A 23,546-nucleotide genomic window follows, 5' to 3' on the forward strand; every position below is an offset into this window, starting at 1 on the left:
TCCTCATGGCCGATGCTGACCTCGTCGTCACCGGAACACTGCTGACCGTCGACGAGGCGCGCCCCACGGCCGAGGCGCTCGCCGTGGCCCACGGCCGGATCGTCGCCGTCGGCACCCGCTCGGACGTCGCCGACCTCATCGGCGCCGGCACCCGGACCATCGACGTGGGTGACGGCTGCGTGATGCCGGGATTCGTTGAGGCCCATGGGCATCCGCTGATGGAGGCCATGGCGCTGTCGGACCGGATCGTCGACATCCGCCCGGTCACGGTGCCCGGCCCCGACGACGTCGTCGCGGCGATCCGCCGCGAGGTCACAAAGCGGGGATCGGCGGGCGCCTACCTGAACGGCTGGGATGCGCTGCTGCAGACTGGTCTGCCCGATCCGACGCTGGCCTGGCTCGACGACATCGCGCCGGACGGCCCGCTGGTGATCATCCACAACTCGGGGCACAAGGCCTTCTTCAACTCCCGCGCCGCACAGCTCAACGGGCTGACCCGCGACACCCCCGACCCCAAGGGCGCCAGCTACGGCCGCGACGCGCACGGGGACCTCGACGGCACCGCCGAGGAGATCGGCGCGGTGTTCCCGCTGCTCGCCGGGGCCATCGAGCCCGGTGACTACCCGGCGATGCTGCGCGCCGAATGCGCCCGGCTCAACCGGGCCGGGCTCACCACCTGCTCGGAGATGGCCTTCGACCCGGCCTTCGGGCCGCTGGTCGAGCAGTTGCGCGGCGACCTGACGGTCCGGCTGCGCACCTACGAGGTCTCCAACCCGCAGATGGCCACCGCCGCCACACCCGGCCAGGGCGACGACATGCTGCGCCAGGTCGGCATCAAGATCTGGGTGGACGGGTCGCCGTGGATCGGCAACATCGCGTTGTCGTTTCCCTACCTGGACACCGAGGCCACCCGGACCATCGGCATCCCGCCCGGCTCCTGCGGGTGCGCCAACTACACCGCGGAACAGCTGAGAGAAATCGTCGGCGCCTACTACCCATTGGGCTGGCAGATGGCCTGCCACGTGCAGGGCGACGCCGGCGTCGACACGATCCTCGACGTCTACGAAGAGGCGATCGGGCGCCATCCGCGCCCCGACCACCGGCTGCGGCTCGAGCACGTCGGCGCCATCCGGCCCGAGCAACTCCAACGAGCCGCCGACCTCGGCGTCACCTGCAGCATCTTCGTCGATCAGATCCACTACTGGGGCGACGTCATCGTCGACGGCCTGTTCGGACCCGAGCGCGGATCCCGTTGGATGCCGGCGGGTTCCGCGGTCGCGACCGGCATGCGGATCTCCTTGCACAACGATCCGCCGGTGACGCCCGAGGAACCGCTGCGCAACATCAGCGTGGCCGTGACCCGCACGGCGCCCAGCGGCCGGGTGCTGGCGCCCGAGGAGCGGTTGACCGTAGATCAGGCGATCCGCGCGCAGACCATCGACGCCGCCTGGCAGCTGTTCTCCGACGACGTGATCGGCTCGCTGCAGGTCGGCAAGTACGCGGACCTGGTGGTGCTGTCGGCCGATCCCCGGACCGTCCCGCCGGAGCGGATCGCCGACCTCGAGGTGCGCGCGACGTTTCTGGCGGGCCGCCAGGTTCACGGCCAGTGAGGCCGCCCCTTTCCGATCTGCTGGACCGCCTGCACGTGGTGGCGCTGCCGATGCGGGTGCGCTTCCGCGGCATCACCACCCGCGAGGTCGCGCTGATCGAGGGCCCCGCGGGCTGGGGCGAGTTCGGGGCCTTCCTGGAATACGCGCCGCCCGAGGCCGCGCACTGGCTCGCCTCCGCCGTCGAGGGTGCCTACCGACCGCCGCCGCCCGTCCTGCGCCAGCGCGTCCCGATCAACGCGACCGTGCCGGCCGTGCCCGCCGCCCGGGTGAGCGAGGTGCTGTCCCGGTTCCCAGGGGCCGGCACGGCCAAGGTGAAGGTCGCCGAGCCGGGCCAGACGCTGGCCGACGACGTGGCGCGGGTCAACGCCGTGCGCGCGCTTGTGCCGACCGTGCGGGTGGACGCCAACGGCGGCTGGACCGTCGAGCAGGCGGCGCGGGCCGCGGCCGCCCTGACCGCCGACGGCCCGCTGGAGTACCTCGAGCAGCCCTGCGCGAGCGTCGACGAACTCGCCGCGTTGCGCGCACGGATCGACGTGCCGATCGCGGCCGACGAAAGCATCCGCAAGGCCGACGACCCGCTCGCGGTGGTCCGCGCGCACGCCGCCGACATCGCCGTGCTGAAAGTCGCCCCGCTGGGCGGGGTTTGCGCCCTGCTCGCCATCGCCGCCCAGATCGACATCCCCGTGGTGGTCTCCAGCGCGCTGGACTCGGCGGTCGGCATCAGCCATGGTCTGACCGCCGCGGCGGCCCTGCCGCACCTGCGCCATGCCTGCGGGCTGGGCACCGGCGGCCTGTTCTCGGACGACGTGGTGGACGTCGCCGCGCCGCGCGACGGCTTCCTATCGGTCGGGCCGGTGACGCCCGACCCGGCGCGGCTGCGGGCGCTGGCCGCGCCACCCGAGCGGCGGCAGTGGTGGATCGACCGGCTCAAGGCCTGCCATCCGCTCCTTGTACCGTCTTCCGGGTGATCAACCTGGCATACGACGATCGCGGGTCCGGTGAGCCCGTCGTTTTCATCGCCGGCCGCGGCGGCGCCGGGCGTACCTGGCACCCCCATCAGGTTCCGGCCTTCCTGGCCGCCGGGTACCGCTGCATCACGTTCGACAACCGCGGGGTGGGCGATACGGAAAGCGCCGAGGGATTCACGACGCAAACGATGGTCGCCGACACCGCCGCGCTGATCGAGTCGCTCGGCGCCGCCCCGGCGCGGATCGTCGGGGTCTCCATGGGCGCGTTCATCGCGCAGGAACTCATGGTGTCGCGGCCCGAGCTGGTCAGATCGGCGGTGCTGATGGCCACCCGCGGCCGCCTGGACCGCGCCCGCCCGTTCTTCCACGCGGCCCAGGTCGAGCTGCACGCCTCCGGGGTCCAGCTGCCGCCCGGGAGCGACGCGAGAGACCGGCTGCTGGCAAGAGTNAAAGCTTTTCACGCAAGACGATCAACGATGAAGCGGCCGTGGCCGACTGGATCGCGATGTTCACCACCTGGCCGATCAAGCAGACCCCGGGCCTGCGCACCCAGATGTATGTCTCTCCGCAGACCAACCGGTTGCCCGCCTACCGCAGCATCGCCGCGCCGGTGCTGGTGCTCGGCTTCTCCGAGGACATCGTGACGCCGCCCTACCTGGGCCGGGAGGTCGCCGACGCGATGCCCAACGGCCGGTACCTGCAGATACCCGACGCCGGTCATCTCGGGTTCCTGGAGCGGCCCGACGCCGTCAACGCCGCGGCGCTGCAGTTCTTCGCCGGCACCTGAAGCCCCAGCGTCGACTTGTTGCGCGGAATCAGGCGATTTGGCGCAGCAACTCCACGTTCGGCGGCCAATGAGCGGGTTGTGACACGCTGTAGTGGTGAACCCCTCGACGACCCAGGCCCGCGTCGTCGTCGACGAGCTGATCCGCGGCGGCGTCCGTGACGTGGTCTTGTGCCCAGGGTCACGCAACGCGCCGCTGGCCTTCGCGCTGCAGGACGCCGACCGGTCCGGCCGGATCCGGCTGCACGTCCGCATCGACGAGCGCACCGCCGGCTACCTGGCCATCGGGCTGGCGATCGGCGCCGGCGCGCCGGTGTGTATCGCGATGACCTCGGGGACCGCCGTGGCCAACCTCGGCCCGGCGGTGGTCGAGGCCAACTACGCGCGGGTACCGCTGATCGTGCTGTCGGCCAACCGGCCCTACGAACTGCTGGGCACCGGGGCCAATCAGACCATGGAGCAGCTGGGCTACTTCGGCACCCAGGTCCGCGCCACCATCAGCCTGGGCCTGGCCGAGGACGCGCCCGAGCGGCTGGATTCGCTCAACGCCACCTGGCGATCGGCCACCTGCCGCGTCCTGGCGGCCGCGACGGGATCGCGCACCGCCAACGCCGGCCCCGTGCAGTTCGACATCCCGCTGCGCGAACCGTTGGTACCCGATCCCGCGCCGCACGGCGCCGCGACGCCGCCGGGCCGACCCGGCGGCAAGCCGTGGACATACACGCCGCCGGTCACGTTCGACCAGCCGCTGGACATCGACCTGACGCCCGACACGGTCGTGATCGCCGGGCACGGCGCGGGCACCCACCACAACCTGGAGCAGCTGCCCACCGTCGCGGAGCCGACGGCGCCCGCCCCGGCTAACCCGCTGCACCCCCTTGCGCTGCCGCTGCTGCGCCCCAAGCAGGTGATCATGCTCGGCCGCCCGACTCTGCACCGCCCGGTGTCGGCGCTGCTGGCCGACCCGAAAGTGCCGGTGTACGCGCTGACCACCGGGCCCCGGTGGCCCGACGTCTCGGGCAACTCGCAGGCCACCGGCACGCGGGCGGTCACCACCGGGGCGCCCCACCCCGCCTGGCTGCACCGCTGCGCGGAGATGAACCGGCACGCGATCACCGCGGTGCGCGGCCAGCTGGCGCTGCACCAGCTGACCACCGGGCTGCACGTGGCCGCGGCCGTGGCCGACGCGCTGCGACCGGGTGACCAGCTGGTGCTCGGCGCGTCCAACCCCGTCCGCGACGCGGCGCTGGTCGGTCTGGGGTCCGCGAGGCATCGCGGACAGATCACGGTCCGCTCCAACCGCGGGGTCGCCGGCATCGACGGCACGGTGTCCACCGCGATCGGCGCGGCTCTGGCGCATCAGGGCCGCACCGTCGCGCTGATCGGCGACCTGACGTTCGTGCACGACAGCTCCGGGCTGCTGATCGGCCCCACCGAACCGACGCCGCAGCGGCTGACGATCGTCGTGTCCAACGACAACGGCGGCGGCATCTTCGAGCTGCTCGAGCAGGGCGATCCGAGGTTCTCCGATGTGTCCTCGCGGATCTTCGGCACCCCGCACGACGTCGACGTCGGCGCCCTGTGCCGCGCCTATCACGTGGAGAGCCGGCAGATCGAGGTCGACGAGCTGGGCGCGGCGCTCGACGAACCGGCGCCCGGCCTGCGCGTGCTGGAGGTCAAAGCGGACCGCTCCTCGCTGCGCCAGCTGCACGCCGCCATCAAGGCCGCTTTATGAAACTTCCGGCACCGTGACGTCGCCGAAGGTGTTGCTGCACATCCTGCTTCACGGCCGCAGCGATGAGCCGCCATCGACCCGGGCCAGGATTGTGTTGCGCTGGTTGCGCATTGCGGTGTTGATCCTGGCGGGGCTGGTCACGCTGCAGTCGGTGCTGCTGGTGGCGGGCGCCTGGCGCGACGATCTTGCGATCCGACACCACATGGGCGTGGCGCAGGCCGAGGTGCTCAGCGCCGGGCCGCGGCGCTCCACGATCGAATTCGTCACGCCCGAGCGCGTCACCTACCGCCCCGAACTGGGCGTGCTGTATCCGTCCGAATTGGCGACGGGGATGCGGATCTACGTCGAATACAACAAGAACGACCCGAACCTGGTTCGGGTGCAGCACCGCAACGCGGGGCTGGCCATCATTCCGGCGGGATCCATCGCGGTGGTGGCCTGGCTGGCCGCGGCGGTGGCGCTGGCGGGCCTGGCGCTGCTGGACAGGTGGATGGACCCCCGCGCCAAGGCGCCCGACCAGCAGATTTCGCACGACGTATGCCCGTAGGCAACCTTTCCGACAGCCGACGCTGACAGGGTGGTGTTGTGCGCGTAGCCATCGTCGCCGAATCCTTCCTCCCCAATGTCAACGGTGTCAGCAACTCCGTGCTGCGCGTCCTCGAGCATCTGCGTCGCACCGGGCACGAAGCCCTCGTCATCGCCCCCGACAACCCGCCGGGCGGGCCCCGGGCGGATCGCGTTCACGACGGCATCCGGGTGCATCGGGTGCCGTCGCGGATGTTCCCCAAGGTCACCACGCTGCCGCTGGGGCTCCCGATGCCCCGAATGGTGGGCGTGCTGCGGGGATTCGACCCCGACGTGGTGCACCTGGCCTCGCCGGCGTTGCTCGGCTACGGGGGCGTGAAAGCGGCGCGCTGGCTCGGGGTGCCGACGGTTGCGGTGTATCAAACCGACGTCCCGGGCTTCGCGGCGAGCTACGGAATTCCGATGACCACGCGCGCGGCGTGGGCGTGGTTTCGTCACCTGCACGGCCTGGCCGACCGCACCCTGGCGCCGTCCAGCGTGACGATGGAGTCGCTTGTCTCCTACCGGTTCCCGCGGGTACACCGGTGGGCGCGCGGGGTCGACGTGCTGCGGTTCGCGCCGTCGGCCCGCAGCGAAGAGCTCAGGCGGCGGTGGTCGCCGGCCGGCAAGCCGATCGTCGGGTTCGTGGGCCGGCTCGCGCCGGAGAAGCACGTCGAACGGCTGAGCGCACTGACGGCCGACGATTCCGTGCGGCTCGTCATCGTCGGCGACGGCGTCGATCAACGCAAACTGCAATCGGCGATGCCCACAGCGGTTTTCACCGGGGCGCTGTACGGCGAGGAGCTCGCCGCAGCGTATGCCAGCATGGACGTCTTCGTGCATCCCGGTGAGCACGAGACGTTTTGCCAAGTCGTGCAGGAAGCGCTGGCATCGGGGTTGCCGGTGATCGCCCCCGACGCCGGCGGCCCACGCGACCTGGTGGCCCCGTACCGCACCGGACTGCTGTTGGACGTCAACGAGTTCGAGGCGCGGCTGCCGCAAGCCGTGGCGCACCTGCTCGCGGAGCGGCACCGCTACGCTCCCGCCGCCCGGCGCAGCGTGCTCGGCCGCAGCTGGCCGGTCATCTGCGACGAGCTGCTCGGTCACTACGAGGCTGTGCTGTCGCCCTTTTCGCGGCGGCGAATGTTCGCCAAGCGCTACGCGCAGGGGCAGTGAGCGGGCGCGTCAGGTGTGGTCGATCGGTGTCTTGGTCGTGTCGCTGAGAAACTTGGTCAAGAGCCGATCGAATTGCCGGAGCTCATCGCTCGACCAGCCGGAAAGCGCGCGCGCCAGGTGATCACGCCGGACCTCGTGTAGCACGCCGGCGGCGCGCCGGCCCTGCGCCGTGGCGTCGACGACCGAGACCCTTCCGTCGTGGGGGTCGCTACGCCGCGCGACGAGTCCGGCGTCGGCAAGGGCGCGCACCCGCCGGGTGGCCATACCGACGTCCATGTGGGCCATCCGCGCCAGCTGCCCCATCGACAGCGGCCCTTGTTCGATCAGGACGCGCAGCAGAAGGTAGGACGGCTGCGACAGCTCGGTATTGGCGGCCGACGCTTGTCGCGCGAACGCCGCACGGCTTGCGCTCAGCCGCACCACCCGCGCCAGGGTGGCGCTGATCGAGTCCACCGAATCCAGCTTGCGCGCCGCCGTCACACGCGCACGGTATCCGGATACCCTTGACATAGTCAAATAAAAATGGATAGTTTGGCCCCCTCTGGCCTGGACCGAGGGAGAGGTCATGCACGCAGCGTCCTTCTACTTCGACTGGGCGAACTATCGGACGATGCTGCGGCTGTTGCGTCGCGACCCACCGGCGTCGAAGCCGTGGATCCGCTATTTCGCGTTCCTGGCCGGGGTGCCCGCCGTCGCGGCCATCCATGCGGCGTGCTTCGCGCTCGACCCGCTCCTGTTCGGATCGCTGCGGCGCACCCGGGTGACGGCGCCGATCTTCTGCGTCGGTCACGCGCGCAGCGGCACGACGTATCTGCACCGGCTGATGGCCGCCGATCCGCAGTTCAGCTACGCGCTGATGTATGAGCTGTTCTTCCCGTCGCTGCTGCAAAAACGCCTGTTGCGCCTGTTGTTTCGGCTCGACGCCGCGGTTTTCGGCGGGCGTCTGCGCCGCCGCCTCGATGCGGCCGAGGAGCAGCGGTTCGCGCCGACCGACGACATGCACAAGACCGGCTTCTTCGTTCCGGAGGAAGACGACTTCTTTCTGACCTGGTCGCTGTGCTCCGGCTTCTGGATCGTCATGTTTCCCTTCATGGGCGAGCTGGACTTCTACCACGTCGACCAGTGGCCGGACCGCAAACGCCGGCGGGTGATGGGCTTCTACTCCGAATGCGTGCGGCGCCAGATCGCGCTGAACGGCGGCGGGACGCACCTGAGCAAGAATCCCACCTTCTGCGGTCGCGTCGAAGCGCTGATCGAGACATTCCCCGACGCGAGATTCATTGTGCCCCTTCGCAATCCCGATGAGACGATCCCGAGCCTGCTCAAGCTGTTGAAGAACGAGTGGGACCTGCGCGGTCGCGACGAGCACCTGATCGCGAAATCACTGCGCGTCCTCGCCGATCAGTCGTTCGACGCTTACCTGCGCCCGCTCGACGTACTGGCCGCCCACCCCGAGGTTCGATCGGCGGTCGTCGACTACCGCGAACTGGTGGCGCACCCCGAGGCCACGATGCGCCGGATCTATCGCGAGCTGGAGCTCGACCTGGGGCCAGTGGCCGCCGAGGCGTTCGAGGCGGCCGGAGCCGGAGGCGGGCACGAATCGGCCCACCGCTACAGCCTCGAGGAGTTCGGGCTCGATCCGCGGGAGATCCACACGCGCCTGGCCGGGCTGTTCGAGCAATACCGGTGGGATATCGAAGGAGAGGGCGCACATGTCCACTGAGCCAAGCCAACTCGCCCTGCGGGGCGCCTGGTCCGACATGATCGACGCCCTGACCCGGGCCCGCGACGCCGTCGACTCCACCGATCTGCACGCCCCGCCGGTCACCGAACAAAGCCTGGCGGATGGCTACCGCTACCTGCTGGGCTTCGTGTTCAGCGCCATCGAGCGCGGCCTGTGCGAAGATCCCGATTTCCCCTACTTCCGGCGCGCCATCCAACCCGTGGACAAGGCCACCATCGACAACGCCGACGCGCTGTACCTCTCGGCCTCCATCGACGGCACCCAGCGCTACCGGATACACGGCCGGCTCGTCCGGAAAGCGCCGCAGTACATCATCTTTGAGGCCCACAGCGTCTACGCCGGCGACACCGGCAGCCTCGCCGAACTCGCTCCCGCCGGGCGCGCCATCACCGGGACATTGGACGCCTCGGAGCTGCTCGTGGACGACGACGGCCGGTTCGAGATCCTGCTGGCGCCGCGGCGGCCCGCCGATCACTCGGGAAATTTCATCGCCACCTCGACGGCCGACGGGACCGCCTCGGCGCGATACCTGATCGCCCGCATGCTTTTTCACGACTGGGAGCACGAGGCATCGCCCGACCTGCACATCGCGCGGATCGGCAAGGAGGGCGCCCAGCCCGCGCGGCTCGACCCCGAGGCCGTGGCGCGCAGCGTCCGTCGCGTCGGGACCATCGTCGAAAACCAGATGACGTTCTGGAATCAGTTCTATGACCTGGTGCTGGAGGCGCACGGCGACAAGAACGGCGACGGGGTTACCCTGATGCCGCGCAACGACCTGAATGAGCCGGCGCTGGCCAACCTCGCGATGGGCGGCGGGCAGAGCACCAACGTGTACTCGGGCGGCGTCTACGACCTCGCCGACGACGAAGCGCTGCTGGTCGAGGTCGTCGTGCCGGTGCCGCCCGCCTACCTGGGTTTTCACCTGTCCAACCTGTGGGGCGAGTCGCTCGACTACGCCAACCACACCAGCAGCCTCAACGGATTTCAGTCCGAATCGGATCCCGACGGGGCCATCCGCTACGTCGTCGCCGGCAGCGACCCGGGGGTGCCGAACTGGCTCGACACCGCCGGCCACCCGGGTGGTTTCCTGGCCCTGCGCTGGACCTACTCCACGCCCCCGCCCGAATTGCCGAAGGTGTCGGTCACCAAGGTGCCGCTCGCCGGCGTGCGCGCGCACCTCCCCGCGGCCACCCGTGTCGTGTCCGCCGAGGAACGCCGAGAGCAGATCCGGGTGCGCCAAGAACACGTCCAACGGCGTTACCGGCAATACTGACCCGTCCCGGCCCGGTAGCGTCGACGTCGTGAGTCGCGCGGCGTTGGACAAGAACCCCCGGGACGTCGCGTCGATGTTCGACGGCGTCGCCCGCCGGTATGACGTGACCAACACCGTGCTCTCGCTGGGGCAGGACCGGTATTGGCGGCAAGCCACCCGCTCGGCGTTGCGCATCGGGCCGGGTCAGAAGGTGCTGGACCTGGCGGCGGGCACCGCGGTGTCGACCGTGGAGTTGCGCAAGTCCGGGGCGTGGTGTGTGGCCGCCGATTTTTCGGTCGGGATGCTGGCGGCGGGCGCCGGTCGCGACGTGCCGAAGGTCGCCGGGGACGCCACCAAGCTGCCCTTCGACGACGCCGTGTTCGACGCGGTCACGATCAGCTTCGGGTTGCGCAACGTCGCCGATCAGCGGGCGGCCCTGCGGGAGATGTTCCGCGTCACCCGGCCGGGCGGCCGGCTGGTGGTGTGCGAATTCTCCACGCCCACCAATGGGCTGTTCGCGACCGTCTACAAGGAGTACCTGATGCGCGCGCTGCCGCGGGTGGCGCGGGCGGTGTCCTCCAACCCGGACGCCTACGTCTACCTGGCCGAGTCGATCAGGGCCTGGCCCGACCAGCCCACGCTGGCGCACCGGATTTCAGCGGCCGGGTGGTCGGCGGTCCGCTGGCGCAACCTGACCGGCGGCATCGTGGCGCTGCACGCGGGATACAAGCCGGCCTAGTCAGGCCCAATTAGGCCTAGTGGCCAGCGCGTTGGATGAAACCGACCTGGTCGGGGCAGTAGTGGTCGATCGCGGCGCCCAGGAACTGGAACGCCTGGCCCTGGGTGGTGCCCAGCGCCAGGTTGTGCTGGATGAAGTTCGCCGACTTGTAGGGGTCGCCGTCCACGCCCCTGCCGATCCGGTCACAGCTGATCTTGCCCAGCCACGCGAGCTGGTCCTGCGGGCCGTACACGCCGAAGTGGTTGACGGTCTGTTTGAACACGTAGTCGTAATCGTCGGCCTGCGCGGGCGCCGCCAGTGCGACAGCGGCGCCCGCCATGGCGACCAGAGAACCCAGCCTCAAAGCCTTCATTAGCCGGACTATACACCCGGTTGTTTTACGCGCCCAGGTGCGCGGATAGCAGCCAGGCGCCGACCGACTTCAGGCCGTCGGGCTCGTCGCGGACGTCGCCCCACGGCGAGTCGGGTAAACCGTCGGGCAGCTTGGCGTAGATGCGCGCGGGCCTGATCTCGTCGACGACCCAGTACTTGGACACCACCGCGCGCAGTTCGCCCGCGGTGACCGCGTTGATCGGGCCCTCGGGCACCGCGCCCTTGTCGAAGACCAGGGCGTAGTAGGAGGCGCCGGGCGCCGCGGCGCGCTTGATCGATTGCTGGTAGCCCTCGCGGGCCTCGACCGGAATCGAGTGGAAAAGCGTCGAGTCGACGATGGTGCCGAACCGGCCGTCAAAACCGGTGAACGAGCTGATGTCGGCCACCTCGAAGGTGGCGTTGGTCAGGCCCCGCTTCTCGGCCTCGCGGCGGGCCAGGTCGATCGCGGTCGGGGAGAGATCCAGCCCCACCGTGGTGACCCCCCGCTCGGCGAGGGTCAGCGAGATCGCGGCTTCGCCACAGCCCACGTCGAGGACGTCGCCGTGGAACTTGCCCTGCTCGATCAGGGCGGCCAGCTCCGGCTGCGGGGCGCCGATGCTCCAGGGCGGGCGCGTGCCCTCGCCGAAGTGGGCGGATTCGCCGCGGTAGGCGGATTCGAATTCGAAATCAACTGGTTGAGTCATGCCCCCAGGTATATCAACGGCGCTGATGCATGTCAAGGTGGTTGATATAGCGCGCGGAAGCCGCCGCCTGCCTGAGGGAATGTGGCTCAGCTGAACGGCGTTCGGCGATCGATCAGCCGCGAGAAGCGCCCGCCGCCCCGCCAGGCCCGCGCCACCCAGTCGGCGTCGTCGTCGGTGACCAGGTTGGCCATCACCCGTACGGCGATCGTCATCAACCGCGTCGAGCGCATCGCGACGGGGCCCGTCGCGGGCAGGAACCGCTGAAAGGTCAGCAGCAAGGCGAGCCGGCGCGCGACCGAAAATCCGCGGCTGTAGTGCTGCTGCAGCAGCGTGGGCCACGCCTGCGACAGGTCGCGGCAGTCCAGCAGCTCGGCGGCCAGCCGCCCGGTCTCCAGGCCGTAGTCGATGCCCTCGCCGTTCAGCGGGTTGACGCAGGCCGCGGCGTCGCCGATCAGCATCCAGTTGGGGCCGGCCACCCCGGAGACCGCGCCGCCCATCGGCAGCAGCGCCGACGCCACCGCCCGCGGCTCGCCGGAAAAGCCCCACTCGTCGCGGCGCAGGTCGGTGTAGTACGAGATCAGCGGGCGCAGCGCCAGGTCCGCCGGCCGCTTCGACGTCGACAACGCCCCGACGCCGATGTTCACCTCGCCGTTGCCCAGCGGGAAGATCCAGCCGTAGCCCGGCAGCACGGCGCCGTCGGGGGAGCGCAGCTCCAGGTGCGACGTCAGCCAGGGGTCGTCGGCCCGCGGGGTGGTCAGATAGCCACGCGCGGCCACGCCGTACACCGTTTCCTGGTGCCAGCGCCGGCCCAGCTTGCGGCCCAGCGACGAGCGGGCCCCGTCGGCGACGATCAGCCGGCCACACCGCACCTCGGTGCCGTCGGCCAACGTCAGCGACACCACGCGACGCGACGAGTCGTGATGCGCGGCAACCACTTTGGTCCCGAGCAGCATCCGGGCCCCGGAATCCTCCGCGCACTTGCGGATGCGATCGTCCAGCTCGAGGCGGGCCACCGCGCTGCTGGTCGACGGGAAGGCCGGGCCCGGCCAGTCGATCTGGACCTCGCCGCCGAATCCGCTCATCCGCAGCCCGCGGTGCCGGATGCGCGTGTCGAGCCAGTCGCCCAGCCCCAGCCGCTCCAGCTCGGCGACGGCGCGCGGGGTCAGCCCGTCCCCACACGGTTTGTCGCGGGGGAAGGCGGCGGAGTCGATGACCAGGACGTCGCGACCGGCGCGGGCGGCCCAGGCGGCCGCCGCCGAACCGGCGGGTCCGGCGCCCACGACCACCAGGTCGGCTCCGATCTCTCTCGTCTCCATGCTCACCAGTATGTTTGGTCGGGTGAGGACTCCGGAGACGGTGGTGGCGGGCATTGACTTCGGGGATGCCGGTTTCGCCGCGACCGTGCGCGAGGGGGTCGGCCGGATCGAGCGGCTCATGGACGACGAGCTGCGCAGCGCCGACGAGGTGATGACCGATTCGCTGACGTACCTATTCAAGGCCGGCGGCAAGCGGTTCCGGCCGCTGTTCACGGTGTTGTCCGCGCAGATCGGGCCGAACCCGGACGCGGGGGAGGTGACCACCGCCGGCGCCGTCATCGAGCTGGTGCACCTGGCCACGCTCTACCACGACGACGTGATGGACGAGGCGGAGGTCCGCCGCGGCACGCCCACCGCCAACGTGCGCTGGAGCAACAACGTCGCGATCCTCGCCGGTGACTACCTGTTCGCGACGGCGTCGCGGCTGGTGTCGCGGCTCGGGCCCGAGGCGGTGCGGCTCATCGCCGAGACGTTCGCGCAGCTGGTGACCGGGCAGATGCGCGAAACCCGGGGCTTGAAAGAGGTGGCCGACGGGGCGGATCCGGTCGAGCACTACCTGAAGGTGGTGTACGAGAAGACGGCGTGCCTGATCTCCGCGGCGGGCCGGTTCGGCGCGATGTTCTCGGGCGCCGACGGCGACCAGGTGGAGCGGCTGAGCCGGGTGGGCGGCATCGTGGGCACCGCGTTCCAGATCTCCGACGACATCATCGACATCGACAGCGACTCGCACGAGTCCGGCAAGCTGCCCGGGACCGATGTCCGCGAAGGGGTGCACACGCTGCCGATGGTGTACGCGCTGCGCGAGCCGGGGGCCGAGGCGGCGCGGCTGCGCGAGCTGCTGTCCGGGCCCGTCACCGACGACGAGGAGGTGGCCGAGGCTTTGACGCTGTTGCGTGCGTCACCCGGGATGGCCAAGGCCAAGGATTTCCTGGCGCAGTATGCGGCGCAGGCGCGCCAGGAGCTGGCCCTTTTGCCCGAGGTCCCGGGCCGGCGCGCGATGGAGACGCTGATCGACTACACGGTGAGCCGGCACGGTTGACCGCCCAACGGAACCCAGCGGAACCTCCACGGTCGTTTCAAGCGTTCAATGAGCGATAGGTAATGCTCCAAGGAGGACACTGATGACCTGGCATCCGCAGGCCAACTGGCTGAAGACCTTCGCCCTGTTGGTCGGCATGTCCGCGTTGATCGTGTTTGTCGGCTCGCTGTTCGGCAGGACGGCGATGTGGCTGGCGGTGCTGTTCGCCATCGGCATGAACGCCTATACCTACTTCAACAGCGACAAGCTGGCGCTGCGGGCGATGCACGCGCAGCCGGTTTCCGAGTTGCAGGCGCCGGTGATGTATCGGATCGTGCGCGAGCTGGCCACCTCGGCGCACCAGCCGATGCCCCGGCTGTACATCAGCGACACCAACGCGCCCAACGCGTTCGCCACCGGGCGAAACCCGCGCAACGCGGCGGTGTGCTGCACCACCGGCATTTTGGGGATCCTCAACGAGCGCGAGTTGCGCGCCGTGCTGGGCCACGAGCTTTCGCACGTCTACAACCGCGACATCCTGATCTCCTGCATCGCCGGCGCGATGGCGTCCGTGATCACCGCGTTGTCCTACATGGCGATGTTCTTCGGCGGGGGAAACCGAGAGGGCGGTAACCCGTTTGCGATGCTGCTGGTTTCCCTGCTGGGGCCGATCGCCGCGACGGTGGTCCGGCTGGCCGTGTCCCGGTCCCGCGAGTACCAGGCGGACGAGTCGGGTGCCATGCTGACCGGCGACCCGCTGGCCCTGGCGTCGGCGCTGCGCAAGATCTCCGGCGGGGTCCAGCTCGCGCCGCTGCCCCCGGAGCCGCAGCTGGCCAGCCAGGCGCACCTGATGATCGCCAACCCGTTCCGCGCGGGTGAGCGGATCGGTTCGCTGTTCTCGACGCACCCGCCGATCGAGGACCGCATCCGCCGGCTGGAGCAGATGGCGCGCGGCTGATGCGGGGTTGAACCGGGCCCGACTGGCCGAAGCGCAACTTGGTAGCGCATGTGCTACCGAATCCGGGGCAAGTCACCTGGTCTGGAGAGCCCGGCTCCCCTTGGGGATAAGTGACTCGCGAATTCGATAGCGCATGCGGTATCAAATCTTCGTGGGTCGCTACACCTTCCGCGCCGAATGGTCGCGCCATTACGACGAGTACGTGGGTGTGTGCGTCGAACTGCCTTACCTGAGGCGCGAGGCGCCGACCGCGCCATTGGCCGTCGCCGCCGTCGAGGAGGCGCTAACCGAACATCTGGACAGCCTGCGCGCAGGCGGAGACCCCGTCCCCACACCGCTTTCCGAACGCAACTACAGCGGGACGTTCAGCGTCAGAACATCGCCGGAGCTGCATGCCCGCCTGGCTCTGGAGGCCGTCGAACAAGGGGTTTCGATGAACCAGTGGATAGTTCAGAAGCTCAGCGGGCGCACGCCGAGCGGCGCCTTCGGGCTGTCCGGCTTCGATTAAGCCGCACGTCGATCGTCGATACCCCCGCGCGCCCGACCGGCCAGGTGCCCCGTCTCGAGCACGCCCCGGATCCGGACCGTGCCACCGGTGGCCTCGAACTGGCGCCGCCAGTCGTCGATCGCCTGATGTGCGGCGTGATCGAGGTAGTTCACCGAAAGGTCAACCGTCACAACCGCGCCGACGGGGATGGACGCCAGCACGCGCGTCAGTCGAGGCAGGGCCAGGAAGGTACACGCCGGCCCTTCGATCAGCACCTGCCAGTCCTTGCCGACCGGTTTGGCTTCCACTCGGGCCCAGATCACCCGCCATCCGGTCAACGCGATGGCGAGGGCGAGCCCGATCAGCACGCCGTGCAGCAGGTTGAGGAAGACGACGCTGACGGCGGTGACGACGTAGACGGCGAGATCCCCGTGCTTCGTTGCCGTTTCGATGTGGGCCGGCTTCAGCAGCTGAACGCCGATGACGATCAGCAGCCCGGCCAGCGCCGCGGTCGGGATCTCTTCGACCAGCTCCGCGAAGGGCACCGTGAACAGCAGGATCCAGAAACCGTGCATGATCGACGAGGCGCGCGACCGAGCGCCCGCGTTGACATTGGTTGAGCTGCGGACGATTACACCGGTGATCGGCAGCCCGCCGATGGTGCCCGACACGATGTTCGCGGTGCCCTGCCCGATCAGCTCGCGGTTGAAATCGGTGCGCGGGCCGTTGTGCATCCTGTCGACCGACACCGCCGACAGCAGGCTTTCGACGCTGGCGATGAGGGTGATGGTGATGACCCCGGTTGCCACCGCGCCCCAGTCGCCGTGCGGGAGATCGGGCAGACGCAGCGCGTTGAGCGGCGACGAGTCGATCTCGATCCGCCGCACGTGGAACGGGAAGGCCAACGAGATGATCGTCACCGCCACGATGGCGACCAGCGGACCCGGGATGAAGCGCCACCGGGCCGGAACCCAGCGCCAAGCGACCAGGATGGCGATCACCAGCGCGCCCAACAGCACGCCGGGCCGATGCGAGTCGACGATCTGACCGGGCAGGCCGATGAGGTTGTGCCAGGCCGAGCTTTTGGATTTCCCGCCCAGCAATACGTGCGCCTGTTGCAGCGCGATCGTGATCCCGATGCCGGCCAGCATGGCATGCACGACGACGGGTGAGATCGCCAGCGCCGCTCGCGCAATACGGCTGAGTCCCAACAGAACTTGTAGCACGCCCGCGGCCGCGGTGATCAAACACGTTACGCCCCAACCAAAGTTGGAGATGAGATCGGCGACAACGACGGTCAGACCGGCCGCCGGACCACTGACCTGTAACGGTGATCCGCCGATGGCTCCCGCGATGATGCCGCCGACAATCGCGGCGATCAGGCCCGCGAGCACTGGGGCGTTCGACGCGATCGCGATTCCGAGTGATAACGGCAGTGCGACCAGGAACACCACGAGTGAAGACGGCAGGTCGTGCCGGACAACCGATCTGATCCGGTCCCGGCGTGATTCCCTGTGGGCCTGGTGAATTCCTTCATCGCCGAGCTGTTCGATGTTTTGCATCGGTCGCTTCCGTCGTTAAGTGTGCGCGGGGACTTCGCTACGTCGGCGTAGCTCATTGGCGCGCAATCAATTACGACTGCGCCAATCGGCAGGCAACAGCCTGGCTACCTCGTTCGACGGTATGGGGTCGTCAAACCGCAGGTCAAGCCAACGGGCCTGCCCCATATCGAATGCAAATATTTTCGTTACGAGTTGTTCGGATGACTCAGAACCCCGAGCCGTGCACCTCGTGCCCGGGAACCTCGACCATCAGGCCGCGGTAGGCCTCCTCGACGGTCGAGCCGTGATTGATGACGGCGTCGACCTCGCGGGCTATGGGCATATTCAGGCCAAACTCATTGGCGAACTCCATGATCACGCTGGCGGCCTTGACGCCCTCAGCGACCTGGTTCATCGAGGCGATGATCTCGTCGATCGGCTTGCCGGCGCCCAGTTGCTCGCCGACGTGCCGGTTGCGGCTGCGTTGGCTGGTGCAGGTCACGATCAGGTCACCGAGGCCGGCCAGCCCGGGGAAGGTGTCCGGATCACCGCCCATCGCCACGCCGAGCTTCGTCATCTCCCGCAACGCGCGCGCGATCACCAGCGCGCGGGTGTTTTCCCCGATGCCCAGCGAGTAGCCCATCCCGACCGAAATGGCGTAGACGTTCTTCAGCGCGCCGGCCATCTCGACGCCGACGACGTCGTCGGTGGTGTACACGCGGAAGCGCCGGGTCCGGAACAACCCCGACAGCCGGGTCGCCAGGTGTTGGTCGGGCATGGCCAGCACGGCCGCGGCGGCGTAGCCCTCGCCCACCTCGCGCGCGATGTTCGGGCCGGCCAGGATGCCCGCCGGGTGACCCGGCAGCACCTCCTCGATGATCTGCGACATCCGCATGTTGGTGCCCTGCTCCAGGCCCTTGACCAGCGACACCACCGGAACCCACGGGCGCAGCTCACGGGCCAGCTCGGTCAGCACGCCACGGAAGCCATGGGAGGGCACGCCCATCACCACGACGTCGGCGCAGTTGGCCGCTTCCTCGAAGTCGGTGGTGGCGCGCAGGGTGTCGCTCAGAATGACGTCGTTGCCGAGATAGCGGCTGTTGCGGTGGTCCTCGTTGATGTCCTTGGCGGTCGCTTCTGAGCGCACCCATTGCAACGTCGGCCCGCGCCGCGCGCAGATGGATGCCACGGTGGTTCCCCAGGAACCTCCACCGAGGACAACGACTCGGGGTTCGCGCTTGTCAGCTGCCATGGCGACCAGCGTATTGCCGACATCCGAGATTTAGAAGCAGTTCACCTCAGACCAACCCAACGGCCTCAGGGCAGGTGACTTCGGTCCCTACCTCCCCGCCGCGATCTGCCGGATCGTCAAAAGTACAGGTCTGCCACGAGGGAGGTTTCATGCCCGGACACGCTCGACGGGGCCCCGTATTCGCGTCGCTGGCCGCGGCCGCGATCGCGGTTTCGGTTGGTTCCCCGGGCATCGCGGCCGCCGACGGCGGTCGTCCCCAGGTCAACCCGGAGGAAAAGGCGGCGGCGATGATACGGCCGGCCGTCATGTACCTCGCCGGCCAGAGTTATGGCGCGGTCCGGCTGCCCGACGGCCAGATCCTGTCCCAGTTCGGCCCGGGCACCACCATGCCGTTCATCGCGGCCTGGGCCTGCACCGCGTTCGTCATCAATCCCGACGGTTGGGTGGCTACGGCGGGTCATTGCGTCGATCCGGACACCGCCAAGCTGCTGATACTCAAAAGGGCGGCCAAGGAATACATCACGCAGTTTCCCGACGCGCCCGATGCGCGGACTCCGGCCGCGGCGCTGGAGTGGCTGCAAAAGAACGCGAAGGTCGAGGGCAACACCGCCGATCGGGGCCCCGAAGTCAGCCTCGCGCTGACGTACGGCAGCGGCACCACGGTGGCGGGCAAGCTCGCCGCCAACGTCGTGGATTTCCGGCCGCTGGGCAAGGGCGACGTCGCGCTTCTCAAGGTGGACAAGCACAACCTGCCGTCGTCGGAGCTGGCCACCGACGCCGACGTCAGCATCGGCACCTCGGTCCTGGCGGTGGGTTTTTCGCAGAGCACCGAGAACGTCACCGGCCCTTCGCTGGACCCCACCAACAAGAGCGGCAAGGTCAGCAAGAAGTCGACGATGGGGTCGGCCGCGGAGTATGAGATCGATGCCCCGGTGTCCGAGGGCATGAGCGGCGGCCCGACCGTCGCGCTCAACGGCAAGGTGATCGGCGTGAACAGCTTCGCCCCCGTCGGCGAACCGCAGCCGTTCAACTTCGTCGCGCCGGCCGACGGGCTGGCCACGATCCTGGCGAGCAAGGGCGTCAAGGCGGGGCTGGGACCCGCCGACCTGTACTACCGCAACGGGCTCAAGCATTACTACGCCGGCCAATACAGCGCGGCGATCGACGACTTCGACCAGACCCTGTCGATGTCCCCCGACTATCCCGGGCTGGTCGATCTCCGGACCAGCGCGGCCAACCTGCGCCAGCAGCACGGCGATTTCTCGGCGCTCAGCGGCGCGAACCTGTGGTGGTACATCGCGGGTGAGGTGGCCGCGGTGCTCGCCGTCGCCGCCGCCTTCACTTTGCTGATCGTGCGCCGGCGTCGGCCGCTCCCGTCGCTGGCCAGGGTGTCGGCCTTCCGGCCGTTTCCGCGCAGGCGGGCCGCTGCGCAGGAGGCCCCGATCGAACCCCACTTCTGTTCGAACTGCGGTGCCGAACACCATCCCGCCGAGAGGTTCTGCCCGAATTGCGGGCACCCGGTCGCCACCGCCGAGTCGGCGGTGGAGGTCAAGCGTAGCGGCTGACTTCGGTCAGCCGGCCAGCGGTGCGCGGTCGGCCGCCCGGCCGAACACCATCGCCTCGTCGATCCGGTCGAACCGGTAATCGATGGCATCGGCGAGATAGTTCTGCCGCACATTCCAGGGCCGCTTGGTTCCCGACTTGGGCAGCGCGTGCACCGACCGCTTGACGTAGTTGGCCTGAATATCCCAGGACGGCTTGATGTCCATCGGCTCGTTGCCCAGGTGCGGATAGGCGTGCGTGTAGCCGTGGGCGGCCATGTGCGCCAGCAGTTTTGCCGTCGCCCGCGCGGTGATGTCGGCGCGCAGCGTCCACGACGCGTTCGTGTAGCCCACGCACCAGAACAGGTTGGGCACGTCCTCGAGCATGTGGGCCTTGTAGACGAAGCGGTCGCGGTGATCGATCGCGATGCCGTCCATGCTGATCGCGGCCCCGCCCAGCGCCTGCAGCTGCAGGCCGGTCGCGGTGACGATGATGTCGGCGTCGAGGTGCTTGCCGGATTCCAGGGCGATGCCGGTGGCGTCGAAGCCCTCGATGTGGTCGGTGACCACCTCGGCGCGGCCGCCGCTGACGGCGTTGTAGAGATCGGCGTCGGGGATCAGGCACATCCGCTGGTCCCACGGGTTGTACCGCGGCTTGAAGTGGAGATCGACGTCGTAGCCGGCGGGCAGGTTCTTGATCGCGACCCGGCGCAGCAGCCGCTTCACCACACCCGGTGCCTTGCGGGAGAAAAAGAAGAACACCGCCTCGGTCAGCGCGCTGTACATCCGGATCACCAGGTGAGCGGCGTTGCGGGGCAACAGCATCCGGGCGACGGCGGCGACCTTGCCGTACTTGGACGCCGAAATCAGATACGTCGGCGAGCGCTGCAGCATGGTCACCTTTTCGGCGCGTTGCGCCAGCGACGGGATCAGCGTGACGGCCGTGGCGCCGCTGCCGATCACGACGATCCTCTTGCCGGCGTAGTCCAAATCCTCGGGCCAGTGCTGGGGGTGCACGACGGTGCCCGCGAAGCGTTCGATGCCGGGGAAGTCGGGGGTATAGCCCTCGTCGTAGTCGTAGTAGCCGCTGCCGAAGAACAGGAACCGGCCGCGGTAGCGCATCTCGGTGCCGTCTTGCTCGACGGTGACCGTCCAGGTATCGGTGGACGAGTCCCAATCCGCCGACCGCACATGGCTGTTGAAGCGGATGTGGCGGTCGATGCCGTACTTGCGCGCGGTGGCGGTCAGGTATTCGCGGATGTGCTCGCCGTCGGCCACGCCTTCCTTGCGGGTCCACGGCTCGAACGGAAACGACAGCGTGAAGATGCTGCTGTCGGAGCGAACGCCGGGGTAGCGGAACAGGTCCCACGTGCCGCCGATCTGCGCGCGCCGCTCCAGGATGGTGTAGGTCAGGCCCGGGTTACGCTCGGCGATCCGGTAGGCCGCGTCGATGCCGGAGATGCCCGCCCCGACGATGATGACGTCGAAGCGGTCGTCCTGCTGCGGAGTCACCGTCATCGAAGAACCTCGCTTCCCGCTACCGATAGTTGACGAATTGCAGGGCCACGTCCAGGTCGGCCTGCTTCAGCATCGCGATGACGGCCTGCAGGTCGTCCCGCTTCTTGCTGGTGACCCGGACCTCGTCGCCCTGGATCTGGGTCTTGACGTTCTTGGGCCCCTCGTCGCGGATGAGCTTGGTGATCTTCTTGGCGTTCTCGCTGCTGATGCCCTGCTTGAGGGTGCCGCTGACCTTGTAGGTCTTCCCGGAGGCCTGCGGCTCGCCGGCGTCGAAGGCCTTCATCGAGATGTCGCGGCGGATCAGCTTCTCCTTGAAGACGTCGACCGCGGCCTTGACGCGCTCCTCGGTGGACGACGTGAGCTCGATGGCCTCGTCACCCTTCCACTCGATCTTGGTGTCGGTGCCGCGGAAATCGAAACGCGTGGCCAATTCCTTGGCCGCCTGATTGAGCGCGTTGTCGACCTCCTGGCGGTCCACCTTGCTGACGATGTCGAACGATGAGTCAGCCATCCGATCCGTCCCTTCCTCCGGTGCTAGCCGTTTGTGCCTTGTCTACCCGTTCGTTGTAACCTGTCTGGCGGCAGGTTGCCCGAGCGGCCAATGGGAGCGGACTGTAAATCCGTCGGCTTACGCCTACACAGGTTCGAATCCTGTACCTGCCACCAAGATCAGTCCCCATTCTGGCGCTCCGCGCCGTGAAATGGGTCACCATCGCCGCAGATCGGGCAGCTCTCGCGCCGCGCCGGCGTTCCAGCTGGCAACGACCCCAACTCCCTCGGGAGGCAGACATGCGGCACATCACCATCGGCGCACACCGCGACACCCACGACGCGGAGGCCGTTGCGTTCTGGATCTTCGGCGGCATCATCATGGTGATCGCCTTCGGGGAGGCCCTGGCGGTGTTGGCTGCCACGGTTGCGCTCGTGGCCGCGACCTCGTGGATCTACCGCACGATTGAGAGCCGGTTGGGGCGAAACCGTGTGGAGCTGGCCCCGGTGACCGCTCTTCGGCCGGAGTCGATCGGTCAACGCGACCCGAAAACAACCTCGGCGGACCCCACTCGCCGAGGCCCGCGCGCGGCATAACGTCCAAAGATTCCAAAATTCCGACTATTCAGCTTTCCATAAGCTGCTATTTCCCTGGCATTCTCTATTCTTCTTAGGCCCGGTTCGGACCGACGGCGTCATCAACGCCAAGAAGAAAGGAAGCGCATCAGAATGCCCTCACCTCGTTGGCTGGCCATGCTCGCCATTCCCGTCCTGGCCGGCGCTGCCTTGGTTTCGAGCGCCGCGATTGCGAGCGCCGACCCGGCCGACGACACATACCTGGCCCAACTGCGCGCCGCCGGCTTCACTTGGCCACCGGATCACGACGACGCCCTCACCGCAACGGGGCGCCTCATCTGTGACGACATCATGTGGGGCTGGACGTATGACCAGATCGCTCAGAACATCCACGCCACCTTGGACCCGAGAAAAATTACGTTCGGAGACGTCCATTCCATGGTGAGCCTCGCGCATTCGTCGTATTGCCCCAACTTCCAGTGCTGGGGCACTCACTGCTGAACGGGCTATCCTCGACTTCCCTCAACGGTCGTGAGCCGTCTCCGCGCCGGGAGTGGAGAAAAGCGATTTGGGCGCGACCTCCCGCACGGCCGTGATATCGAGGCGGTCCATCGCGCTTTGAAATGCCGTACCCGCCGCGGTGACTCCGGACGGGGGCTGCGGAGCGGGCAGTCGCGCCGGCGCACGCGGGGGCAGGGCGGCTTCGGTCCCGAAATAGTTGCGGGGCGCATGCAGCACCTCCGGTTCGGTTGGCGTATGGCCGAAGGTCCCCCCGGGGTTGAAGCCCGGGCCTGAGATTTGGCTCACGGTATTGGTGGTCGGCGGTAGGTCGACTAACGATGGGTCGGTCTGGCCGGGCGTTGTGCCGGTGAGCTGGGTGCCGCCGGCGTTGCTGGGCGGCAAGTTCAGCACCAGTGGCGGTGGCGGCGTTGCGTCGGATCCCCGGGTCGCACCGCTCCGCGGGGCGTTGCCGCCCCCCGGGCCGTTGCCGAGCGGACCGGTCCCACCGTCGTTGCCGGGGCGGTTGTCCGTCGCACCGGTCGACGGCTGCGGTGCCTGCGGCCCGGTGCCCGCCATCTGCTCGAGGTACTGCCGCCACGCCTGGAGATAGCCGAACAGCTGTTGGGTGTAGTCACCCGGCGCCGGTGGCGCGGGTCGCCCCGGGGGTGCCGAAGCGGCGGGCGGCGGCATCGAGGGCGGCATGGGTGGCATGAACGGCGCCG

Annotated in this window: 22 protein-coding genes, 1 tRNA gene and 2 pseudogenes; 16 read left to right on the top strand and 9 right to left on the bottom strand. The window is 68.8% G+C overall.

Features of this window, described 5'->3' with window-relative positions; genetic code table 11:
* Positions 1-5: 5 nt before the first annotated feature.
* The 6 genes and pseudogenes from BN4348_RS03465 to BN4348_RS04930 all read left to right on the top strand — a co-directional run bounded on the left by BN4348_RS03465 (position 6) and on the right by BN4348_RS04930 (position 6,837).
* Positions 6-1,610 carry an amidohydrolase gene (locus BN4348_RS03465; RefSeq protein WP_066906971.1) on the top strand — a complete coding sequence of 535 codons (1,605 nt, stop codon included), beginning with the start codon at positions 6-8 and terminating at the stop codon, positions 1,608-1,610.
* Positions 1,607-2,578 (top strand): o-succinylbenzoate synthase, encoded by a 972-nt coding sequence (locus tag BN4348_RS03760; RefSeq protein ID WP_066906974.1) that lies wholly within the window; start codon positions 1,607-1,609, stop codon positions 2,576-2,578. The genes BN4348_RS03465 and BN4348_RS03760 overlap by 4 nt, the downstream gene beginning before the upstream one ends.
* Positions 2,575-3,365 (top strand): annotated as a pseudogene (locus tag BN4348_RS62300) (alpha/beta fold hydrolase). The gene BN4348_RS03760 and the pseudogene BN4348_RS62300 overlap by 4 nt, the downstream one beginning before the upstream one ends.
* Before the next feature lie 94 nt (positions 3,366-3,459).
* Positions 3,460-5,097 (top strand): 2-succinyl-5-enolpyruvyl-6-hydroxy-3-cyclohexene-1-carboxylic-acid synthase, encoded by a 1,638-nt coding sequence (menD, locus tag BN4348_RS04795; protein WP_066907035.1) that lies wholly within the window; start codon positions 3,460-3,462, stop codon positions 5,095-5,097.
* A 13-nt stretch (positions 5,098-5,110) separates the two neighbouring features.
* Complete coding sequence (locus BN4348_RS04925; RefSeq protein WP_066906977.1) at positions 5,111-5,644, top strand: DUF3592 domain-containing protein; 534 nt, start codon at positions 5,111-5,113, stop codon at positions 5,642-5,644.
* Between the two features lie 38 nt (positions 5,645-5,682).
* Positions 5,683-6,837, top strand: coding sequence for a glycosyltransferase family 4 protein (locus BN4348_RS04930; RefSeq protein ID WP_066906980.1), 1,155 nt, complete (start codon positions 5,683-5,685; stop codon positions 6,835-6,837).
* Positions 6,838-6,846: 9 nt separating this feature from the next.
* Here the strand turns inward: BN4348_RS04930 and BN4348_RS05015 are convergent, their stop codons facing one another.
* Entirely contained in the window at positions 6,847-7,317 is a 471-nt protein-coding gene (locus tag BN4348_RS05015) for a MarR family winged helix-turn-helix transcriptional regulator (RefSeq protein ID WP_066906982.1), read from the bottom strand.
* Positions 7,318-7,402: 85 nt separating this feature from the next.
* On the opposite strand from BN4348_RS05015, the gene BN4348_RS05175 reads away from it, so the two are divergent.
* The 3 genes from BN4348_RS05175 to BN4348_RS05335 are packed head-to-tail and all read left to right on the top strand — an operon-like array spanning position 7,403 to position 10,572.
* Entirely contained in the window at positions 7,403-8,560 is a 1,158-nt protein-coding gene (locus BN4348_RS05175) for a sulfotransferase family protein (RefSeq protein WP_066906983.1), read from the top strand.
* Positions 8,550-9,854, top strand: a complete 1,305-nt coding sequence (locus BN4348_RS05180; protein WP_066906984.1) for a DUF1214 domain-containing protein — start codon at positions 8,550-8,552, stop codon at positions 9,852-9,854. Before BN4348_RS05175 ends, BN4348_RS05180 begins: the two co-directional genes overlap by 11 nt.
* Before the next feature lie 28 nt (positions 9,855-9,882).
* Positions 9,883-10,572 carry a demethylmenaquinone methyltransferase gene (locus tag BN4348_RS05335; protein WP_066906987.1) on the top strand — a complete coding sequence of 230 codons (690 nt, stop codon included), beginning with the start codon at positions 9,883-9,885 and terminating at the stop codon, positions 10,570-10,572.
* 16 nt (positions 10,573-10,588) lie between these two features.
* On the opposite strand, the gene BN4348_RS05340 is transcribed toward BN4348_RS05335, so the two are convergent.
* From BN4348_RS05340 to menJ, 3 genes are all read right to left on the bottom strand, one after another.
* Positions 10,589-10,924 (bottom strand): DUF732 domain-containing protein, encoded by a 336-nt coding sequence (locus BN4348_RS05340; RefSeq protein WP_066906991.1) that lies wholly within the window; start codon positions 10,922-10,924, stop codon positions 10,589-10,591.
* 25 nt (positions 10,925-10,949) lie between these two features.
* The gene (locus BN4348_RS05790) at positions 10,950-11,627 is read right to left on the bottom strand and encodes a class I SAM-dependent methyltransferase (RefSeq protein ID WP_066906993.1); all 678 of its coding nucleotides are present in this window, start codon (positions 11,625-11,627) and stop codon (positions 10,950-10,952) included.
* Between the two features lie 86 nt (positions 11,628-11,713).
* A complete protein-coding gene (gene menJ, locus BN4348_RS05875) occupies positions 11,714-12,943 on the bottom strand; it encodes a menaquinone reductase (protein ID WP_066906995.1) in 1,230 nt (409 codons plus the stop codon).
* 22 nt (positions 12,944-12,965) lie between these two features.
* Between menJ and grcC1 the strand changes: the two genes are divergently transcribed.
* The 3 genes from grcC1 (at position 12,966) to BN4348_RS06200 (ending at position 15,427) form a co-directional block, all read left to right on the top strand.
* Positions 12,966-13,982 (top strand): nonaprenyl/(2E,6E)-farnesyl/geranylgeranyl diphosphat synthase, encoded by a 1,017-nt coding sequence (grcC1, locus tag BN4348_RS05890; RefSeq protein WP_066906997.1) that lies wholly within the window; start codon positions 12,966-12,968, stop codon positions 13,980-13,982.
* Positions 13,983-14,064: 82 nt separating this feature from the next.
* Positions 14,065-14,919: a zinc metalloprotease HtpX gene (gene htpX / locus BN4348_RS06010; RefSeq protein ID WP_066906999.1), complete on the top strand. Its 855-nt coding sequence runs from the start codon at positions 14,065-14,067 to the stop codon at positions 14,917-14,919.
* Between the two features lie 151 nt (positions 14,920-15,070).
* The gene (locus tag BN4348_RS06200; protein ID WP_096866071.1) at positions 15,071-15,427 is read left to right on the top strand and encodes a type II toxin-antitoxin system HicB family antitoxin; all 357 of its coding nucleotides are present in this window, start codon (positions 15,071-15,073) and stop codon (positions 15,425-15,427) included.
* Here the strand turns inward: BN4348_RS06200 and BN4348_RS06280 are convergent.
* Both BN4348_RS06280 and BN4348_RS06440 read right to left on the bottom strand, forming a co-directional pair.
* Positions 15,424-16,968 carry a SulP family inorganic anion transporter gene (locus BN4348_RS06280; RefSeq protein WP_066907004.1) on the bottom strand — a complete coding sequence of 515 codons (1,545 nt, stop codon included), beginning with the start codon at positions 16,966-16,968 and terminating at the stop codon, positions 15,424-15,426. The two genes, BN4348_RS06200 and BN4348_RS06280, sit on opposite strands and share 4 nt — an antisense overlap.
* A 205-nt stretch (positions 16,969-17,173) precedes the next feature.
* Positions 17,174-18,199, bottom strand: coding sequence for an NAD(P)H-dependent glycerol-3-phosphate dehydrogenase (locus BN4348_RS06440; RefSeq protein ID WP_066907007.1), 1,026 nt, complete (start codon positions 18,197-18,199; stop codon positions 17,174-17,176).
* Positions 18,200-18,348: 149 nt separating this feature from the next.
* On the opposite strand from BN4348_RS06440, the gene BN4348_RS06620 reads away from it, so the two are divergent.
* Positions 18,349-19,764 carry a trypsin-like peptidase domain-containing protein gene (locus tag BN4348_RS06620; protein ID WP_066907010.1) on the top strand — a complete coding sequence of 472 codons (1,416 nt, stop codon included), beginning with the start codon at positions 18,349-18,351 and terminating at the stop codon, positions 19,762-19,764.
* A gap of 6 nt (positions 19,765-19,770) precedes the next feature.
* On the opposite strand, the gene BN4348_RS06625 is transcribed toward BN4348_RS06620, so the two are convergent.
* Both BN4348_RS06625 and BN4348_RS06860 read right to left on the bottom strand, forming a co-directional pair.
* Positions 19,771-21,258 carry a flavin-containing monooxygenase gene (locus BN4348_RS06625; RefSeq protein ID WP_066907013.1) on the bottom strand — a complete coding sequence of 496 codons (1,488 nt, stop codon included), beginning with the start codon at positions 21,256-21,258 and terminating at the stop codon, positions 19,771-19,773.
* Positions 21,259-21,277: 19 nt separating this feature from the next.
* Positions 21,278-21,769 (bottom strand): YajQ family cyclic di-GMP-binding protein, encoded by a 492-nt coding sequence (locus BN4348_RS06860; RefSeq protein ID WP_066907016.1) that lies wholly within the window; start codon positions 21,767-21,769, stop codon positions 21,278-21,280.
* 69 nt (positions 21,770-21,838) lie between these two features.
* Here BN4348_RS06860 and BN4348_RS06945 point away from each other — a divergent pair.
* The 3 genes from BN4348_RS06945 to BN4348_RS07405 all read left to right on the top strand — a co-directional run bounded on the left by BN4348_RS06945 (position 21,839) and on the right by BN4348_RS07405 (position 22,824).
* Positions 21,839-21,924, top strand: a tRNA-Tyr gene (locus BN4348_RS06945).
* Positions 21,925-22,047: 123 nt separating this feature from the next.
* Complete coding sequence (locus BN4348_RS07355) at positions 22,048-22,344, top strand: hypothetical protein (RefSeq protein WP_066907024.1); 297 nt, start codon at positions 22,048-22,050, stop codon at positions 22,342-22,344.
* A 132-nt stretch (positions 22,345-22,476) separates the two neighbouring features.
* Positions 22,477-22,824: a DUF732 domain-containing protein gene (locus tag BN4348_RS07405; protein ID WP_235852602.1), complete on the top strand. Its 348-nt coding sequence runs from the start codon at positions 22,477-22,479 to the stop codon at positions 22,822-22,824.
* A 21-nt stretch (positions 22,825-22,845) separates the two neighbouring features.
* Here BN4348_RS07405 and BN4348_RS07410 read toward each other — a convergent pair.
* Positions 22,846-23,546: pseudogene (locus BN4348_RS07410) on the bottom strand (hypothetical protein); the annotation flags it as partial.

The sequence above is a fragment of the Mycobacterium interjectum genome (assembly GCF_900078675.2).
Taxonomy (GTDB): domain Bacteria; phylum Actinomycetota; class Actinomycetes; order Mycobacteriales; family Mycobacteriaceae; genus Mycobacterium; species Mycobacterium interjectum.

Coding starts and splice junctions, on each gene's coding strand:
- BN4348_RS03465 (WP_066906971.1), top strand. CDS start 6: ATGGCCGATGCTGACCTCGTCGTCACCGGAACACTGCTGACCGTCGAC.
- BN4348_RS05175 (WP_066906983.1), top strand. CDS start 7,403: ATGCACGCAGCGTCCTTCTACTTCGACTGGGCGAACTATCGGACGATG.
- BN4348_RS05180 (WP_066906984.1), top strand. CDS start 8,550: ATGTCCACTGAGCCAAGCCAACTCGCCCTGCGGGGCGCCTGGTCCGAC.
- BN4348_RS05340 (WP_066906991.1), bottom strand. CDS start 10,924: ATGAAGGCTTTGAGGCTGGGTTCTCTGGTCGCCATGGCGGGCGCCGCT.
- BN4348_RS05790 (WP_066906993.1), bottom strand. CDS start 11,627: ATGACTCAACCAGTTGATTTCGAATTCGAATCCGCCTACCGCGGCGAA.
- menJ (WP_066906995.1), bottom strand. CDS start 12,943: ATGGAGACGAGAGAGATCGGAGCCGACCTGGTGGTCGTGGGCGCCGGA.
- htpX (WP_066906999.1), top strand. CDS start 14,065: ATGACCTGGCATCCGCAGGCCAACTGGCTGAAGACCTTCGCCCTGTTG.
- BN4348_RS06280 (WP_066907004.1), bottom strand. CDS start 16,968: ATGCAAAACATCGAACAGCTCGGCGATGAAGGAATTCACCAGGCCCAC.
- BN4348_RS06440 (WP_066907007.1), bottom strand. CDS start 18,199: ATGGCAGCTGACAAGCGCGAACCCCGAGTCGTTGTCCTCGGTGGAGGT.
- BN4348_RS06620 (WP_066907010.1), top strand. CDS start 18,349: ATGCCCGGACACGCTCGACGGGGCCCCGTATTCGCGTCGCTGGCCGCG.
- BN4348_RS06625 (WP_066907013.1), bottom strand. CDS start 21,258: ATGACGGTGACTCCGCAGCAGGACGACCGCTTCGACGTCATCATCGTC.
- BN4348_RS06860 (WP_066907016.1), bottom strand. CDS start 21,769: ATGGCTGACTCATCGTTCGACATCGTCAGCAAGGTGGACCGCCAGGAG.
- BN4348_RS07355 (WP_066907024.1), top strand. CDS start 22,048: ATGCGGCACATCACCATCGGCGCACACCGCGACACCCACGACGCGGAG.
- BN4348_RS07405 (WP_235852602.1), top strand. CDS start 22,477: ATGCCCTCACCTCGTTGGCTGGCCATGCTCGCCATTCCCGTCCTGGCC.